We start from the raw sequence: 16407 nt of genomic DNA, 5'->3' as shown, positions 1-16407 counted from the left end.
AAAGCCCGCAACCGCGGGCTTTGTTTTTTTGGACAGTTTTTCACCCCGATGAAAGGAGCTAACGATGGATTGGATGAGTAAACTTGAAAGCGTCGCAGTCACCTATGGCCCCAAGGCTCTGTTGGCGCTATTGGTACTCTGGATTGGCTGGAAACTGATTGGCGTACTGGTGAGCGTGCTCGACAAAGGCCTCGAAAAAAGTAATACCGAGGTTACGCTGCGAAAGTTTTTAGGCAGCCTGATCGGCTCAATTTTGAAAGTCATGCTGATTATCAGCGTGGCATCCATGATCGGCGTGCAGACCACCTCCTTTGTCGCGGTGCTCGGTGCGGCTGGCTTGGCAGTGGGCTTGGCACTGCAGGGCAGCCTGTCCAATTTCGCCGGTGGCGTGTTGATTTTACTGTTTAAACCTTTTAAAGCAGGCGATGTCATCGAGGCGCAGGGCATCTTAGGCAAGGTCAAAGACATTCAAATTTTTACCACCCGCATCGTCACTGGCGACAACAAACTCATCTTTGTCCCCAATGGCCCACTGGCCAACGGCAACATCATTAATTACTCAGCCCAATCGCACCGCCGGGTCGACATGGTGTTTGGCATCGGCTATGGCGACAGCATCGACAAAGCCCGCGACGCCATCCATCAGGTCATCGCCGGCAATGACATGATTATCAAGGATGAAGAGGGGCGCGAACCGCTGATTGCCATTTCGGCCCTGGCCGACAGCTCGGTCAATTTCAATGTGCGGGTCTGGACCAGTACCGATAACTACTGGCCGGTGTTTTATTACATGCACGAACACATTAAAAAATCCTTCGATGCCAACGGCATTTCCATTCCCTTTCCGCAGCGCGATGTGCACCTGCACCAGGCCTCTTAACCGCCTCTCGCTTGTGCTAAGGTATTGCCCTCTGTGAGAGGGCAATACTTTTGAAATACTCCGACTTACGCGATTTTATTCAGCAACTGGAAACACGCGGCCTGCTGGTGCGCGTCAGCCACCCTGTGGACCCCAAACTTGAAATGACTGAGATTTGCGACCGCACCCTGCGTGCCGGTGGCCCAGCCATTTTATTTGAAAATCCCGTGGGCTATGACATGCCGGTGCTGGCCAACCTGTTTGGCACGCCCGAGCGCGTGGCCTTGGGCATGGGTGAAGAGAGCGTGCAGCAGCTGCGCGAAGTGGGCAAAATGTTGGCCTACCTGAAAGAACCCGAGCCACCACAGGGCTTTAAAGACGCGTGGGAAAAGCTGCCCATCTTTAAGCAAGTACTCCACATGTCACCCAAGGTGGTGGGCAAAGCCGCCTGGCAGCAACAGGTGGCCACAGGCGCCGACGTCGACCTGTATCAACTGCCGATTCAAACCTGCTGGCCTGGCGATGCCGCGCCTCTGGTTACCTGGCCGCTCGTCATTACCCGCGGCCCACATAAAACGCGACAAAATCTCGGCATCTATCGCATGCAGTTGATCGGCAAAAATAAACTCATTATGCGCTGGCTTTCCCACCGCGGTGGCGCGCTTGATTTTCGCGAGTGGTGCAAGGCCAACCCCGGCAAAAAATTTCCCGTAGCCGTGGCCTTGGGTGCAGACCCAGCCACCATTTTGGGGGCTGTGACGCCGGTGCCCGACACCTTGTCTGAATACGCCTTTGCCGGTTTATTGCGCGGCGAAAAGACCCAGGTGGTGGATGCCGAGCTCAGCGATCTGCAAGTACCCGCGAGCGCCGAAATTATTTTAGAGGGCACCATTGATCCCACCGAGCTGGCCGACGAAGGCCCCTTTGGCGATCACACCGGCTACTACAATGAGGTGGATCGCTTTCCCGTATTCACCGTTGAGCGCATCTGTCAGCGTCGAGACGCCATCTATCACTCCACCTACACAGGCCGCCCGCCAGATGAACCGGCCGTGCTTGGCGAGGCATTGAACGAAGTGTTTGTGCCCATTTTGCAAAAACAGTTTCCGGAAATTGTGGACTTCTATTTGCCACCCGAAGGCTGCTCCTATCGCTTGGCCATCGTCACCATCAAGAAGCAATACGCCGGTCACGCCAAGCGCGTGATGATGGCGGTCTGGTCGTTTTTGCGGCAATTTATGTACACAAAATTTGTGATAGTGACCGACGACGACGTCAACGCCCGCGATTGGAACGACGTGATCTGGGCCATCACCACGCGCATGGACCCAGCCCGCGACACCACGCTGGTGGAAAACACGCCCATCGATTATTTAGACTTTGCCTCGCCCGTGTCGGGGTTGGGATCAAAGATGGGCATGGATGCCACCAACAAGTGGCCCGGTGAAACGGATCGAGAGTGGGGTGAACCCATTAGCCGCGATCCCGCCGTGGTCAAAAAAATCGACGACATTTGGTCGGACTTGGGCATACCCCTGAAGGATTAATTCATGTTGTTACGCACAATTCTCGCACTGCTCGCGAGCGCCGCGCTGTGCCTGCCCGCACACGCCAAAGATGCCGACGGCAAACGCATAGGCTTGGTTCTCAGCGGCGGCGCCGCGCGCGGGCTCGCCCACATCGGAGTGCTGCGGGCGCTTGAGGAACAGGGTATCGAAGTGGATATCGTCACGGGCACCAGCATGGGGGCTATCATCGGCGCCATGTACGCCAGCGGCTACAGCATTGAACAAATCGAGGCGCTGGGTACCGAGCTCGATTGGGGGCACGCACTCACCGATACGCCGCCCCGACAAGACCTCACCTTCAGGCGCAAACAGGACGATCGACGCCACCTTTTACGCACAAAACTGACGGTTGTGAATGGTGAAATTCGGTTGCCCGCGGGCGTACTCGACGGCCAGAATCTCGACTTGGTGTTGCAAGATATTTTTCGCCACACCAACGACATCAAACATTTCGATGAACTGCCCATTCCGTTTCGCGCCATCGCCACCGACTTAGAAACGGGTCAGCAGGTGGTGCTCGCCGAAGGCTCATTAGCGCAAGCCATTCGCGCCAGCATGTCGATCCCCGGCATGCTCACGCCCTCGCACTTGCAGGGCCGGCTCCTGGCCGACGGCGGCATGGCCAATAACATGCCGGTGGATGTGGCGCGCGCACTCGGCGCCGAGCGTATCATTGCCGTGGATATCGGTTCGCCCTTAAGTGCCGCTGAAGATTTGGGCAACGTGTTTGCCATCTCTAATCAAGTCACCACCTTTCTCACCATCAAAAACGTCAAGGAGCAAATAGCCAAGCTAACCCGCGATGATCGCCTGCTACAACCCGACCTGCAGGACATTACCTCGCTGGATTTTACCCGCGCAGTGGACGCCATTGAATTGGGCTATCAAGCTGCCATGGGCGCGCGCGAACACCTCGCCAGTTTGGCCGGTGGGCGCGCCGCACCCACACCGAGTATCGACGTTGATCCCGCGCCACTCATCACCGGCATCAGCTTGACCAACGACAGCTACCTCAACGATCAAGCGCTGTTGTCGTACATTCAACAACAAGTGGGTGCGCCGTTTGATCGCGCTACCTTAGAGCAAAATATCAATACGCTCTACGGCCTCGACTACTTCAACTCCATCACCTATCAACTCTTGAGTGACGGGCCGGGCAAGCAGTTGCACCTCGTCATGGAAGGCGACACGCGCCACAAGGGTTTTATTCGCTTTGGCTTCAATGCCAGCGATAACTTCACTGGCGACAACTATTACAACATTGCGCTGGCCTATAACCAGACGGGCATCACCGATTACGGCGCCGAATGGTTTAGCCAAATCCAACTGGGCAATGATATTCGCCTATCGTCAGAATTTTTCTTACCGATGAATTATCAGTCACCGGTTTATCTAAAACCGAGCGTGGAATATTTGGCGCGCGACATTCCTGTTTACGATAACGGACTTGATGCCCAGCGTTTGTTAGTGCGCGATCGCCGCATTACCGGCACCCTTTCCGGTGGCTATCAATTTAATCAATTTACCGATATCAGCGTAAACCTCGGCGCCGCCGATGGCCGCTTGAATGTCACAGCGGGCGTTTCCGACACCGAGCACAGCAGCTATCAACAATATTTCACCGATGTGGTGTTGCAGTACGACAGCGAAGACAACATCTACTTCCCTACGCAGGGCAGCCGCGTCAATTTGGCCTACCGGAAATACTACGATCAGGAATTCGAGCACGCCGACTACTTTGAAACGGAAGCGTTTTTGTCACACGCCCATACCGTTGGCAAAAATACATTCATCGCGCGCGCGCAAAGTGTGCGCGCCAACGGCGCCAATGCACTGCCGTCTAGCAATTATTTTCTCGGGGGTTTTGGGCGCATTTCGGGCATGCCAGAAAGTAGCATAGTCACGCAAAATCACGACCTGGGCGCGCTCTTTTATTTGCGATTATTAAATTCGCCGCTGCTGGTGTTCGACACCCGCTACTACTTTGTGGTATCGCTCGAATACGGGCGCGCGTGGAATAATCCCGGCAGCATCATCCCCTTTGACATGGGCGAAGTTACCGCCGGCAGCTTGGGCGTGGCCATGGACTCAGCACTCGGGCCGGTGCTCTTGAGCTACGGCTATAATTCCGCCGACCAGCAGTCCGTCTACTTCTCCATCGGCCGCTCCCTCTAGCGCGTCGCCGGTCGAAATAAACTGCCCGCAATTAAACACGCTGTGGCTGCCAAAAACCCAGAAAAGTGGGGCGGCACCACAGCGTCAGCCCACAACCACTCCGACACTATCCAAACAGACACGCCCACAATGAGGCCCAAGCCAACGCCGAAGCTGCTGGTCTTTTTCCAGTAGATACCCGCCAACAGCGGTGCCAATGCCATCACCATGGTGACCTTGTAGGCGTTCTCCACCATGTGGTGAATAGACGTGGACTGCTCTAGAGAATAGAGGGCGTAAAACGCCACCAGTATCGCAAACACCACCACCACCGCACGCGTCATCCACAAAAATTGGCGGTCGTTTAAGTAATCTTCAGGCAACATTTCCTTAATAATGTTTTCAGAAATGGTCACCGAAGGCGCCAGCATAGTACCCGACGCCGTACTCATAATGACCGACAACAGTGCGCCATAGAAAATCACCTGCGCATACAGCGGCAAATGATTCAGAATTAAGCTGGGCAAAATCTCCTGCGGATCCTTTGCCATTAGCTCCGTTGTCATTTGTGGGTCAATTACATTGGCCGAGTAGGCGAGGAACATGGGCACCGCAGCGAAAACGAAATAAATCACGCCACCTAACACCGTGCCCCACACGGCAATGTTTTCATTCTTGGCCGTGTTGGCCCGCTGAAAAATATCTTGTTGCGGCATGGAGCCCAGTGCCATGGTGAGCAGCCCCGCCACAAAGGTGATGATCGCCGCCCACTCCCATTCGGGCCAGAAATTAAATTTATCGGCGGCCCGTGCATGCTCGATAACCGGCGCCACGCCGCCCGTGAGGTCCGACACCAGCCAGCCAATCCACAACAGGCCCAACACAATCACCACCATCTGAAAGGAGGTGGTTAAAGCCACCGACCACATGCCGCCAAACAGCGTATAGAGGGTGACGATAAATGTGCCGAGCAAAATACCCTGCTCCATGGTGATCACGCCCTCGGTCAGCACGCTAAACACCAGCCCAAGCGCTACCACCTGCGCGGACACCCACCCCAAATAGGAGGCGGCAATGGCGAGGCTCACCGACATCTCAATGGGGCGGTTATAGCGGCTACGGTAGTAGTCGCCAATAGTCAGCAGGTGCATGCGGTACAGTGGTCTGGCCAAAAACAGCCCGAAGAAGATCAAGCACAAGGTGGTGCCAAAGGGGTCCGATATCAGGCCACCCAAATCATCGGCCATAAAGGTTGCGGGAATACCCAGCACTGTCTCGGCGCCAAACCAGGTGGCGAATACCATGGCCATCACCACCGCCAAGGGCAGGCTGCGGCCGGCGCTCACGTAATCCTCAGTGCTGCTAACCTTGCGCGACGCGTACAGCCCCAACGCCACAGACATCACCAAATACAGTGCAATAAACTCGAGTAGCATGAATCCGTCTCTCGGCTGTTATAAGAATGCGCACCAGTCTACCCAAGGGCCCGCGTATTCACACTCCCCCTTTTGGTTAGCCGGCCAGAGGGCAAACTTGCACAATAATTGTGCAGCAGCGAAAATGGCGATTGTCGTCTAACCTAAAGGCATTAGGCAAACCTGCTCAAGCCTCGCTGGGGCACCCTTGAATTCGCAACATAAGGCAACTGAATGAAGTATTTGAACCGTTTTTGGCAAGCCAACCAATTGTTAGTACTGCGCTTGCTATTAGCCGCAGCGGCAGTAGGCGGCGCCACCACTGCGGTCGCGCAAAACAATCAATATTCCGCATTAATTCAGTCTAATCAGCCCCAATTTGCCGCGCGCCTAGAAACCCCAGACAGACCTGATGCGCGCGAGCTGCTCGGCAAAACACCCGCCTCCACCATGGAGTACCGGATCATTTCCGACCGCATCAACAACCGCCGTTTTTTCAAATTGCTCGCCGATGCCATCGCGGTCAACACTGACGCCCAAAAGCTCGCCAAAAACGCCAGCTTCATCTCCCGCAGTCGCAGCGCACTGCCGGTGGAATTACAGCCCAATGATCACCTAGCATTTCACTTTGACGGCAATAGCAAAGTCACCATGCACCTCAATGGCGAGCAAGTGGCGAGCTTTGAAGCCCCAGATTACTACCGCATGCTGCTCTCTACCTGGATTGGCCAAGTGCCCATCTCCAGCCGCTTCAAGCGGGAGATTTTAGGCCAGGAAACTGCCGACGCCGACATCCGCGCCCTCTACGATGGGGCTAACCCCAGCGCCGACCGCCGCGCCCAAGTCGCCGCGGCCATACGCCAGCAAAATGCGCCGCAAGCCGTTGCCGCCAAACCTGCGCCAGCGCCGGTAGCCAAAGCCGAGCAACCCAAACCGAAAGTCGTCGCCGCCCCTGTGGCAAAGCCGGTCGCCAAGCCAGTTCCGCTGCCCGTCAGTAAACCTGCACCCAAGCCCGAACCCACAGTGACGGCCAAAGCGGAACCAAAAGTCGCAGCCAAGGCCCCCGCGCCTGTGGCAAAACAAACGCCTCAAGCCAAGCCTCAACCGAAGCCTCAACCCAAAGTCGAGCCCAAACCCGAGCCTCAGCCGGCACCCACAGTCGCCAAGGCGCAACCCGAGCCGACCCTAACGGAAGAACAAGAAGCCATTCGACTGCTATTGCGGCAAGATTATTTGATGCGCCTAAATCGTGAAATCAACGTCCACAAACACATTCCCCAGCGGGCGTTCACACGTCGCGCCGAGGGCTCAGTGCGCCTAGCCATTACCCTCGATAGCAACGGCACTTTGTTAAAAATAGATATCGTAGAACCCTCGAAGCACAACATGTTCAACGAGCAAGCGCTAGAAGCCGTTGGCAACGCCCAGCCGTTTACACCGCCACCCACGGGGCTAGAGGCCGATCCGTTCGAGTTTGAAACAACGCTCTACTACGATTTGCCACTCTAATCTTGCAGGCCATTGACAATAAAAAGGCGAGCACAAGGCTCGCCTTTTTATAGCTACAACTAGATTGCATTGGCTAAACGGGCCAACGGAACTTGGAAGCAGGAATTTCTACGTCAATCGAGTAAGATCTTTGCTGATCTGAATGTGTTAGTGACAGAATCTATAGAGACCAACAACACCATAAAAACGCATTAGTGCCCAAAGATAAGCTCCCGGAAAGTTGCACAGTAAACTGCGACCTAAATAAAGCCGTCACCAACAAAAACATTCAATGCATTTCAGGTTAGGGGGCTATCTGCCTACTACTATCAGCGGATGGTCGCCTGAAGCTTCATTTCTAATGGAAACTCCATAGCACATGGCTTGCCGTCACAAACGCCGGCATCAAATTTGGTTTCAAAAAGCACCGCCGACACTATTTGAGCAATCGTTTGATTAGGCGCTTTATACACGTCTACTTTACGTGTTCTCCCCTTACCATCGACTATGGCAATCGCAAAAATCTCACCATCACGCGGCATTCTTCGATGGGCTTCTAGAATGGGTAAATAAATTGACTCTAACCCCTTCGAAGGGAAAGGAGGTATTTGACTATCAGGAATTCCTGCGTAGTTTTCTCTAAATATCTGCTGCTGGCGCTCGGTTAACGCATGGTAAGCCTTGTTAAGCGGTATTCTAGAAACCAGCTCCTTTACCTTAAACTTGGTTCCTGCAGGCGCATCACCTTCGATGTAATATAACTGATCATCCGCGAATGATGATTGCACTGCTAGCACACTGAGCGCAACTATGACTAACCCCAACACTTTCTTTTTCATTAGATAATCCAGCCTGATAAATTTGCATCCTATTGATCTAACTTAACATACGCTAGGCAAATGAGATCAACTGAGTAAAACTAACGATTGGCAGCGTCGACCTAAGCGATGACGTGGGGAAGCCCGGCCGAATCAACCCTCCCCGCCAAATCATTAAACTTACAAATACTCAATGATGAGGCGTTAGAATGTCCAGAATCTCGCGGGTTTTTTCGTGCAGGCGTATGAGGCGGCCATCCACTTCAATGGTGACACTGCCATCACGGCCGATGGGGACCACCACGCGGCCACGGGCGTAAATATCGTCATTTAGCCTGTCTCCACGGGAGAGCTTTTTCTCCCAGCCTGGTGGCAGTGGCTTGCCTTGATTCACTTTCTTTTGCAAGCCCGGTGGCAGGGCCTCATTTTGGTCTTTATCTTTTTTGCCGTAGGCAATCGGGCTTGCCATGGCCAGGCAGATGCCTGCAATCATCAGGTGTTTGATCATGGTGTGTACTTTTTTACAAAACTTTTATAAATTGTTAATAATGCGTTTACCGGTTTCGTTCACCGGCAATCAAATTCATCACGATTAGCGTAGCTTGCATACCCTGCCGAAACATTGGCGCTATTAAAACAAATCCCTTTTAGTAAATCAGCGATTTATCCCGTACAAACAGTACATCCATCACAATCTCCGGGTTCCAGGCCTTCATTTGCCGGCTGCTTTCACGCCGAATATCATCGAGGGCCTCTATGGATTGCAGCTTAAAATCTGCCGCCACAAGCACATGCACCAGCAAGTAGGTATTGCGCCCACGCTTGTTCACGCGGTATTCAATGAGCTCGTGGGGCACGACCGCCAAGGTGGGGCGCAGCCGCTCGCCAATTTCATCCACCACCGATTCAGGCGGTGCCATCACTATAATTTCTCGCAGGCTGTCCAAAAAAATGCGCCCAGGGATGGGCAGTGCCAACAGGATAATACCGATCAATAAGATCGGGTCTACGTAAGGCGCCCAGTGGGCGTATTCAGTTTTGGTAAGGCCCCAGGCAAACAAAAACCCGAGCAACACAGAGGCGCTTAGCAGACTATCAACAAACCAAGCCTTGGATTCCACATTCACCAGGTCCGAGCGGCAATCACGCCCGTATTTACGCAACAGCAACGCCACCACAAAGCAGCCGCTCGTGGCTAGGCAACCATACACCACTGCCCAGCCGTAAGCCGCCTCGGTGCCGCCGGCCAGCAGTCGCTGGGTAGCCTCAACGGCGGCGTATACACACACCACGATGGTAATCAGGGATTTGAATAAGTTCAGCGTGGGTTCAAGGGTGGTGTAGCCAAAATGAAATTGATCGTCGTCCGGCCGCTCTGCGAGCTTCGCCACACGCATGGTCAGCAGTGCCGTGGCGAAAGAGATCAGTGAATAGATACCGTCGAATAAGATCGCATCCGACTTGGTGAAAATCGCAAAACCGAGCGCGAGCACCACAAAAAACACCACGCCCACGAGCGATATGCGCAGTGCCTTTTGCTCCTTGCGCATGCGTTTTTCTTTCTGCATAACCCGCTCCCGATGTTGTGATAGTCCGACCTCTACTGACACCAGTCTAGTCGGTTGTGCGCGACTGAGCACTGCCCCAACGGGATTAGGTGTTGGGGAGCTTGGGTATTAGTCAGGCTAGAAAAGTACGGGGTATAGGCAGCCCTATGAGTGAGTGATCCGTTTCATTGGTGGTGAGTGGATTGCACGACTGTAGCCAGTGCGTAAGGGGCGGAAAGGCCGCTCGCGTGATATATGTCTCGGAGGCGCATTATTTTACGCCCTACGAAATCAAATGTGGTAAGTTATTGAAAATTAACGGGAGTTTGGTCTGGTGCGAAAGTCCAGCTCTGGATATGTGCCTCGAAGGCGTAATATATTACGCCTTCGAGGCATTGAATAAGGCTGTTAAAGTGCTCTGCTTTATGAGATAGCTGCCAAGATAAATATCGGTAGTAAAATCGAAGTATCCGGTATCAGGAAGTGTGCCGCGTCAAAATCGCAGTTTCTCCCCGTGCCAAAATATGGTCCGTAGGTGCAGCAAGATTGTAGCATCTTTCGGTTTACCTTTATGGTTCCGCAGTAGTGCAAGTTGTGGCATTCTTGCGGTAAAAATAATCAAGGTGTGGCTTCGCTACCGCTTCGCAACGTGTTTCAAAGAGGCTGGTCGTGTCGCACCTTAACAAGGCAAAGCAGCAGGGACGCGCTAAACGCGCGCCCCTGTTTGCGGCGTTACATTCTATGAAGATATTACTCGCCATAATCGCAAGCCTTGTATCCAGCAGCGCACTGGCGAGTATTCTTTTTATCAATGTCACTCCTATTTCGTTTGAAGAATTAGAGAAAGATCACTATAGATTTGAGTTCATAAATCACGGACTATCTTGGTTGCCGGAGCCTGATCCTCCAAAAAATGTAGTGCTACATATACGCTATCGACCTGAGTGCTTAATAGACAACGCTATTAATTTTGGCCAAGTTTTAGATTCAAAAGTCCGGTATGCTAATTTTTTGGACTCAGTATCTAAGCTACGTGAGCAGCTAGGTACCGTAAAAGACAATTTAATCTTTGGGTTCGATGCTAAAAAGCTGAATAATGGTGAGTATGCAACGGAAAATTTGAGAGTTCATACTGGCCATATGAGGCAAAGCGAGGTGGTGTGGGCTGTGGGTTCAAATTTCCTACGCAAGCACTGCAACTGAATGTAACAAGGCCAGCCAGAGGGACAAAAACCGCCGCTTCGCTCTGGCTTTTGCCCCTGCTGTCGGCGTTATGAGCTGGAGCGCTGGGGGAAGTATGCGCAATCATTTAGTTTTTAGATTGCTAAGGATCGCACCGTTTGTTTTCGTTGCGTCACTTGTTGTTGGTGTGATTATATCTATTGTCTTTAACGACGGCTCCCCCACCGACAAAGTCCTTGCTTCCTGGGCAGTTTTTGGTTCGATATATTTTCTTGTCTATATTTTGAGTGGGGCAATAAATGGAGAAATCTATCTATGGTCGGCTGGAACATATACTAAGAAATCCGATCCAATAATGTTTAAAGTATCGATATATTTATATTCTTTGCTAGCTGTTTTGGCTACTTTACTCGGTATAGCAGAAATAGTTAATGGCTCATAACAAACGCAACCAAAACGGGCTGTCGCCCTCGACTCGCTACGCTCGCGTTTGTTGCGGGCGTTATGTGAAATAAGGAAGGTGAGTATCCGTAAATTCATTGCTTTATCAGGCCTTTCTTATCTGGTTTCATTTATAGCTATTGTGCAAACTGGGCCAGAGCTAAGCCTTCGCCTGAATCAGCTATTCCTAGCAATATCTTACTTGCCATTTCTTGTAGTTCTGGCTTGGGCGGTTTTTCTAGGTATGGCTTATTTCGCTTCGAACTTACCCTCGCCAAAGCAAGCTTTAATTGCTTTTGGTATTAATGCCGTTGTCTTTGTTGGTTGGCTTTCGGTCTTATTGGTTCATTTCAGTATTTTTAGGCCACATGTATAAACCACATAACCAAGCAATCAAGCGGACCTCCGCAAACTGTCACTTTTTTTGCGGGGCAAAAAAACGCCATTTTGCTCCGGCAGCTTATTGCGGCGTTAGTTTTTTATGAAGATATTTTCGATTCTTATTCTGGTCCTTACGCTGTCTTTCAACTGTACGGTCACTGCAAGTGAACCATCCAAATGCAATGGTAGTCCTGATAAGATTGCGGATTCACTTAGATTGATGTTTGATGAATTGGTTGAGTATTACCAGCATTTGGAGAGCCCTAATGCTGAATATAGAGACTATCCAGGGCTACCAGATGCTATTAAAGATGGTGCGATTCTTTATATCAAAGACAGAGGTAACACATTTGGCTTCGGACATGTAAAGGTTCTATCGATTGAATGTGTCATAGAGTTCTTGCCAAATTCATCTTATAGCTCACTAGCATGTGGAATCGCGGCAAAGGATGGTCCTTTTATGTGTAGACAAAGCGGCCTTATACATGTTGATCAAAACTAACAAGGGTGGCCAATTCGCGGCTATCGCCGCAGGACTCGCTTTCGCTCGCCCTTGCCACCGGCGTTATATTTTTTGAGCGATGAGCTGCCGCGATGAGTCAAACATGCCCTAAATGTCAATCCGGCATCGGAGATGAACCAGTTTCAGTAGCAGGATCCATTGGTGCCTATGTCACATTTGAATTGTTGATTTGGATTGTTGCGGGAATTCTGGCTGCAATTTTTTCTATATGTGATTTTGGTAACGCGCTTATATTAAGTGTTTTGGTGGTGGTGACGTCAGTTGTAGTGGGTTACTACTATTGCATGCAAATTACCTGTAAAGGGTGCGGTACTAGATATACTCGCAATGAATTAAGAAAATATAACAAGCGGTTGTAGGTTCGCCGCACAAAAGACGTGCGGCTGCGACGGCTTACGCTTCGCTCCAGCCGCGCCTAAACCGGGCGTTAGCTCTACATTAGAATTATGGACTTAGGAATACACGGAAAAATACTGTTTTGGATACTTTCGATAAGTATTTTCTTATACGAGGTATATCAAATCCTGTTGGGAAAATCATCCAAAAGCTGGAAGAGCCACCCAGCTAAAGTAATCGAAGTAAAGATCGAAACACGAACCGACGAAGGAACCGAAGAATCTAGTCCGAAGATAAAGTATCAGTATAGATATATGGGTGCTTCGTATATAGGTAATAAGGTTAAATACGGAGATTTATGGTCTACAAACTATCGCAGTTCAAACGACCTGCTTCGTGGCGTTGTTAAAGGCAGAGACGTCAATATTTATGTTAACCCTAACCGCCCAAATCAATCCGTACTGCATAGAGGCTATGAGGGTAACATTTTATGGTTCTTAGTGTTTTTTTGTGTCTTTTTCGCTATTGCGTTCAAGAGCTAACAAAGCGGTCAAGCCTGACAGCCATTCCGTCGCTTGTTTATGTGGCGGGCGCTACGCTGCCACAACACAATCAACTACATAGCCACAGCTTACCGCGGCGTTATTGAGCCTTACCTTTTTTACGGTAGGTAAGTAAGGGATTTGAATTCTAGCGCGTGCAACTAATCGGCATGCCAGCATCAAGGAATGTGCTGTATCACCAACGCAGTTCCTTTCTTGGTGCCAGTAGTTTGCTCGCAGGGTTGAATAAAAAGGACAGCCACGTTTAAAAATCATTCTTCAAATTCATTGAAAAATGGACGCATAGCTTGCATCCACTTCAGTAAACAGCTGTTTTGAACGCGCAAAGGAACTTGAATTGCTAAAAGGGCAATCTCAGGACGTCACGAAGCCCCGTGATCGGTAGGAATAACATTGAGTAGAGATTGTGTCCGCTTCAGCTAAGCAATCGGCAATTACTGAGCCCCGGGATTCGCTGATACCCCAATTTATGACATACTTGCTTCAGCTTATAGACCCCGCCAACCAATCCCTTAAACCGACTTTCAAACTGTGTAGCACTATAGATCCAATGCTTCTGGTCTATGTTGAGCCGCTCCAAAATTGGAGGTAGTTCTGCGTCGATAGCTCCCCGTTTGTTTGCGCGTATTTGCTTGCCTGTCCAATCCAGAAGTTCCAGATAATCGGTTAATCGAAAAGGTAATCCGGCGGGCATATCCTGTCTGGGGTTTCCCACAAAGGGTCTGAGTGATTTTGGCTGTTGCTGGTGATGATTGGGGCTGTGGGCGCGTTTGGCTTTAGTGATGCGCTGTTTCGCGCTAGTGTAATCTGACTGCTCCGGTGTCTTTGCCATTTTCGCTCTGATGGGATTTAAGTCTACATAGGCCATGCAGGCGGCTAACGCTTTTTCATCTAGCAGTGCTTGGGATTTGAAACGGCCTTCCCAGAAACGGCCGGTGCATTGATCCTCATGATTTGCCTCACGCGCTATAGCTTCATTTATCTGGCGCATAAACCAGCTGATATCCGCAAGTCGGTTGCGCCACACGTCTACACAGGTATTCAATACATCGCGTTCGGCCTGTGTTAGTGATTCTCCTTTGATGTGGCGTTGACTAAATAGGTTTCCTTTGAAAATCATGTGCCAGCGCTGAATCACTTCTTCCGTTGTCCAAGCATCAGATTGCGCGGCATCGATCTCTAGAACTAGGTGGTAGTGATTGGACATGACGGCATAGGCACATACATGAATTGCAAAGATCTGCGGCAAGGCGAGAATTTTGTCTTCTATCCATTGCCTCCTGTGTTCAAAATTATTGCCTTGAGAATCTATGCCGCATAGAAAGCTTCTGCGTACACAACGCGAGACGATATGGTAATAGGGTGTTGTGGTTGCATCTATCAGTTGTTTGCGCGGTTTTGTCATCCTTGATCTCCGGCTTGTTGAAGTGCATTTATAGCGAACAAACGGCGTGTCGCCCACGGTCTATTAGTATGGTTTCTATCTTGCGGGTTAATGATAATCGCTTATGATGGATGTCCCAGTAAAAAAGTGCTTATGATGGATGTCCCAGCAAGAAAGTGGATTTGGAATCGCTCAGAATTGGAGCCGGGAGGGTTTGGTGATCACCTATCTACCGTGTAGGAATTTGCAGGCATCTGCGAAACTTACCTATCACAATATGCAAATGTACTACGAGAAATACGCGCCGGAATGGGATGACGTAAAGGTATACGAGCAGATATCGCATTTAGAAAATTGGGATATTGTGGATGGCGATCAGATTGTCGGCGCGATAAGAATTTTCTTCGATAGCAAGTGCTGTTATCTTCGAGATCTTCAGGTATGTGCGGTGCGACAGAATAACGGTATTGGCGCCAAAGCTATCGCTCATGTCTGCAAGCTAGCAGCACAGGGTGGCGCTAATTTGCTTGCCTTAAAGGTATTTAAAGTGAGCCCTGCAAGCAGACTCTATATAAGAGAGGGGTTTGCAACTGTCAATGAGGATGAGCGCTTCTACTATATGGAGAAGCATGTTTGATGACAAACCCATGCGTTAACACACGGTACTTCGCATGGTTTTGAGCATGGTATTGATCGCGACAATATTGTTTACTTTATCGATCTTTGAAAATGCCACTGTCAAAGCTTGATCGATCACGAGCGGGTAAGCGTTTTGGGTAGGGGTTTTATATTTCGCCGCTGGGATGTTTATCAAGCGGACATTCGTTCCAAATATGGTGGTGTTATTTCAGGCCCGCGTAAGGAGGCGCCATGTCAGATTATTTCGCTAAGGTTCATTGGGCGCGCCAAGCCCATGAAGTGTTTGTTGATAATAGTTACAGTCGCGGCCACCAATGGCAGTTTGATGGGGGCGTGACGGTGCCGGCGTCGGCCTCACCAAACATCGTGCCGTTGCCGCATTCAGTGGCGGAGAATGTCGATCCCGAGGAGGCGTTTGTGGCGTCGCTGTCGAGCTGCCACATGCTGTTTTTTTTATCCATTGCCGCCAAGCGACGCTATTGCGTGGATCGCTATGTGGACGACGCCGTGGGAAGCATGACCGCGGGCGAGGATGGGCGGCTGTGGATGTCTAGCGTGGTGTTGCGCCCGGAAGTGGTGTTCAGTGGTGAGCGCCAGCCGGATCGCGCGGCCATTGAAAAGATGCACCACCTAGCCCATGCACAGTGTTTTATTGCCAATTCCGTGCGCTCGGAAGTAAGTACGGAGCCGGTGTTTTAGTAAGGCAGCGCCTCCCATAAAAAATGCCACCGTTGGGTGGCATTTTTTATGGCTTATGATCGCACGGTCGCGCTATTGGCCGTCGGCCCCTTCAGCGGGCTCAATGGGCGCTTGAGGTTCTGCGCTTGCCTGCTGGCACTCCCAGCCCCAACCGGCTTGCTTTTCGGCGAAGGCGCTAGCTTGGGCTTCGCAGTAACCGCCCTCGTTGTCGGCGCGCCAGAGGGTTTGGCTCTCGCCTTGTTTGGTGTACTGCACTTCACAGGGAACGGCCTGGCCGGGTTCGTGATAGACCACGGTAATGCTGCGCTCCATGCCGCCGTGGGTGCAGACGTAGGAATTGGCCAGCGCGCCGGTGGCGGTGAGCAGGGTGATGGCAAAAATAACGGTTTTCATGGGCGTCTCCTTTGGTG

At 51.2% G+C, this 16407-nt stretch carries 15 protein-coding genes; 9 read left to right on the top strand and 6 right to left on the bottom strand.

Annotated features, from left to right (window positions below; genetic code table 11):
- Positions 1–64 precede the first annotated feature (64 nt).
- The 3 genes from FHS30_RS00350 to FHS30_RS00340 are packed head-to-tail and all read left to right on the top strand — an operon-like array spanning position 65 to position 4602.
- Positions 65–880, top strand: coding sequence for a mechanosensitive ion channel family protein (locus FHS30_RS00350; RefSeq protein ID WP_183907243.1), 816 nt, complete (start codon positions 65–67; stop codon positions 878–880).
- Positions 881–930: 50 nt separating this feature from the next.
- On the top strand, positions 931–2406 hold the full coding sequence (gene ubiD / locus FHS30_RS00345; protein ID WP_183907242.1) for a 4-hydroxy-3-polyprenylbenzoate decarboxylase: 1476 nt from the start codon (positions 931–933) through the stop codon (positions 2404–2406).
- Between the two features lie 3 nt (positions 2407–2409).
- Entirely contained in the window at positions 2410–4602 is a 2193-nt protein-coding gene (locus FHS30_RS00340; RefSeq protein WP_183907241.1) for a patatin-like phospholipase family protein, read from the top strand.
- Here FHS30_RS00340 and FHS30_RS00335 read toward each other — a convergent pair.
- Complete coding sequence (locus FHS30_RS00335; RefSeq protein ID WP_183907240.1) at positions 4599–6017, bottom strand: high affinity choline transporter 1; 1419 nt, start codon at positions 6015–6017, stop codon at positions 4599–4601. The genes FHS30_RS00340 and FHS30_RS00335 overlap by 4 nt on opposite strands.
- Before the next feature lie 213 nt (positions 6018–6230).
- Here FHS30_RS00335 and FHS30_RS17250 point away from each other — a divergent pair, with 213 nt between their 5' ends.
- The gene (locus FHS30_RS17250) at positions 6231–7505 is read left to right on the top strand and encodes a TonB family protein (protein ID WP_183907239.1); all 1275 of its coding nucleotides are present in this window, start codon (positions 6231–6233) and stop codon (positions 7503–7505) included.
- A 308-nt stretch (positions 7506–7813) separates the two neighbouring features.
- Here the strand turns inward: FHS30_RS17250 and FHS30_RS00325 are convergent, their stop codons facing one another.
- The 3 genes from FHS30_RS00325 to FHS30_RS00315 all read right to left on the bottom strand — a co-directional run bounded on the left by FHS30_RS00325 (position 7814) and on the right by FHS30_RS00315 (position 9870).
- Entirely contained in the window at positions 7814–8323 is a 510-nt protein-coding gene (locus tag FHS30_RS00325; RefSeq protein WP_183907238.1) for a hypothetical protein, read from the bottom strand.
- 169 nt (positions 8324–8492) lie between these two features.
- Positions 8493–8810: a hypothetical protein gene (locus FHS30_RS00320; protein WP_183907237.1), complete on the bottom strand. Its 318-nt coding sequence runs from the start codon at positions 8808–8810 to the stop codon at positions 8493–8495.
- 139 nt (positions 8811–8949) lie between these two features.
- Positions 8950–9870 carry a cation diffusion facilitator family transporter gene (locus FHS30_RS00315; RefSeq protein ID WP_183907236.1) on the bottom strand — a complete coding sequence of 307 codons (921 nt, stop codon included), beginning with the start codon at positions 9868–9870 and terminating at the stop codon, positions 8950–8952.
- A gap of 648 nt (positions 9871–10518) precedes the next feature.
- Here FHS30_RS00315 and FHS30_RS00310 point away from each other — a divergent pair.
- The 3 genes from FHS30_RS00310 (at position 10519) to FHS30_RS17425 (ending at position 13254) form a co-directional block, all read left to right on the top strand.
- Positions 10519–11052: a hypothetical protein gene (locus FHS30_RS00310; RefSeq protein ID WP_183907235.1), complete on the top strand. Its 534-nt coding sequence runs from the start codon at positions 10519–10521 to the stop codon at positions 11050–11052.
- A 499-nt stretch (positions 11053–11551) separates the two neighbouring features.
- Complete coding sequence (locus FHS30_RS00305) at positions 11552–11848, top strand: hypothetical protein (RefSeq protein ID WP_183907234.1); 297 nt, start codon at positions 11552–11554, stop codon at positions 11846–11848.
- A 974-nt stretch (positions 11849–12822) separates the two neighbouring features.
- Positions 12823–13254, top strand: a complete 432-nt coding sequence (locus FHS30_RS17425) for a DUF3592 domain-containing protein (RefSeq protein WP_183907233.1) — start codon at positions 12823–12825, stop codon at positions 13252–13254.
- A 436-nt stretch (positions 13255–13690) separates the two neighbouring features.
- On the opposite strand, the gene FHS30_RS00295 is transcribed toward FHS30_RS17425, so the two are convergent.
- Entirely contained in the window at positions 13691–14680 is a 990-nt protein-coding gene (locus FHS30_RS00295) for a transposase (protein ID WP_183907232.1), read from the bottom strand.
- 139 nt (positions 14681–14819) lie between these two features.
- Here FHS30_RS00295 and FHS30_RS00290 point away from each other — a divergent pair, with 139 nt between their 5' ends.
- Together FHS30_RS00290 and FHS30_RS00285 are read left to right on the top strand one after the other, a co-directional pair.
- The gene (locus FHS30_RS00290; RefSeq protein WP_183907231.1) at positions 14820–15296 is read left to right on the top strand and encodes a GNAT family N-acetyltransferase; all 477 of its coding nucleotides are present in this window, start codon (positions 14820–14822) and stop codon (positions 15294–15296) included.
- A 233-nt stretch (positions 15297–15529) separates the two neighbouring features.
- Positions 15530–15997: an OsmC family protein gene (locus FHS30_RS00285; protein WP_183907230.1), complete on the top strand. Its 468-nt coding sequence runs from the start codon at positions 15530–15532 to the stop codon at positions 15995–15997.
- 72 nt (positions 15998–16069) lie between these two features.
- Here FHS30_RS00285 and FHS30_RS00280 read toward each other — a convergent pair whose 3' ends face one another.
- Positions 16070–16390 (bottom strand): hypothetical protein, encoded by a 321-nt coding sequence (locus tag FHS30_RS00280; protein WP_183907229.1) that lies wholly within the window; start codon positions 16388–16390, stop codon positions 16070–16072.
- Positions 16391–16407 lie beyond the last annotated feature (17 nt).

This window comes from Simiduia aestuariiviva, from assembly GCF_014192475.1.
GTDB classification, from domain to species: Bacteria; Pseudomonadota; Gammaproteobacteria; order Pseudomonadales; family Cellvibrionaceae; genus Simiduia; species Simiduia aestuariiviva.
This window is presented reverse-complemented; position numbering and strand designations above follow the sequence as displayed.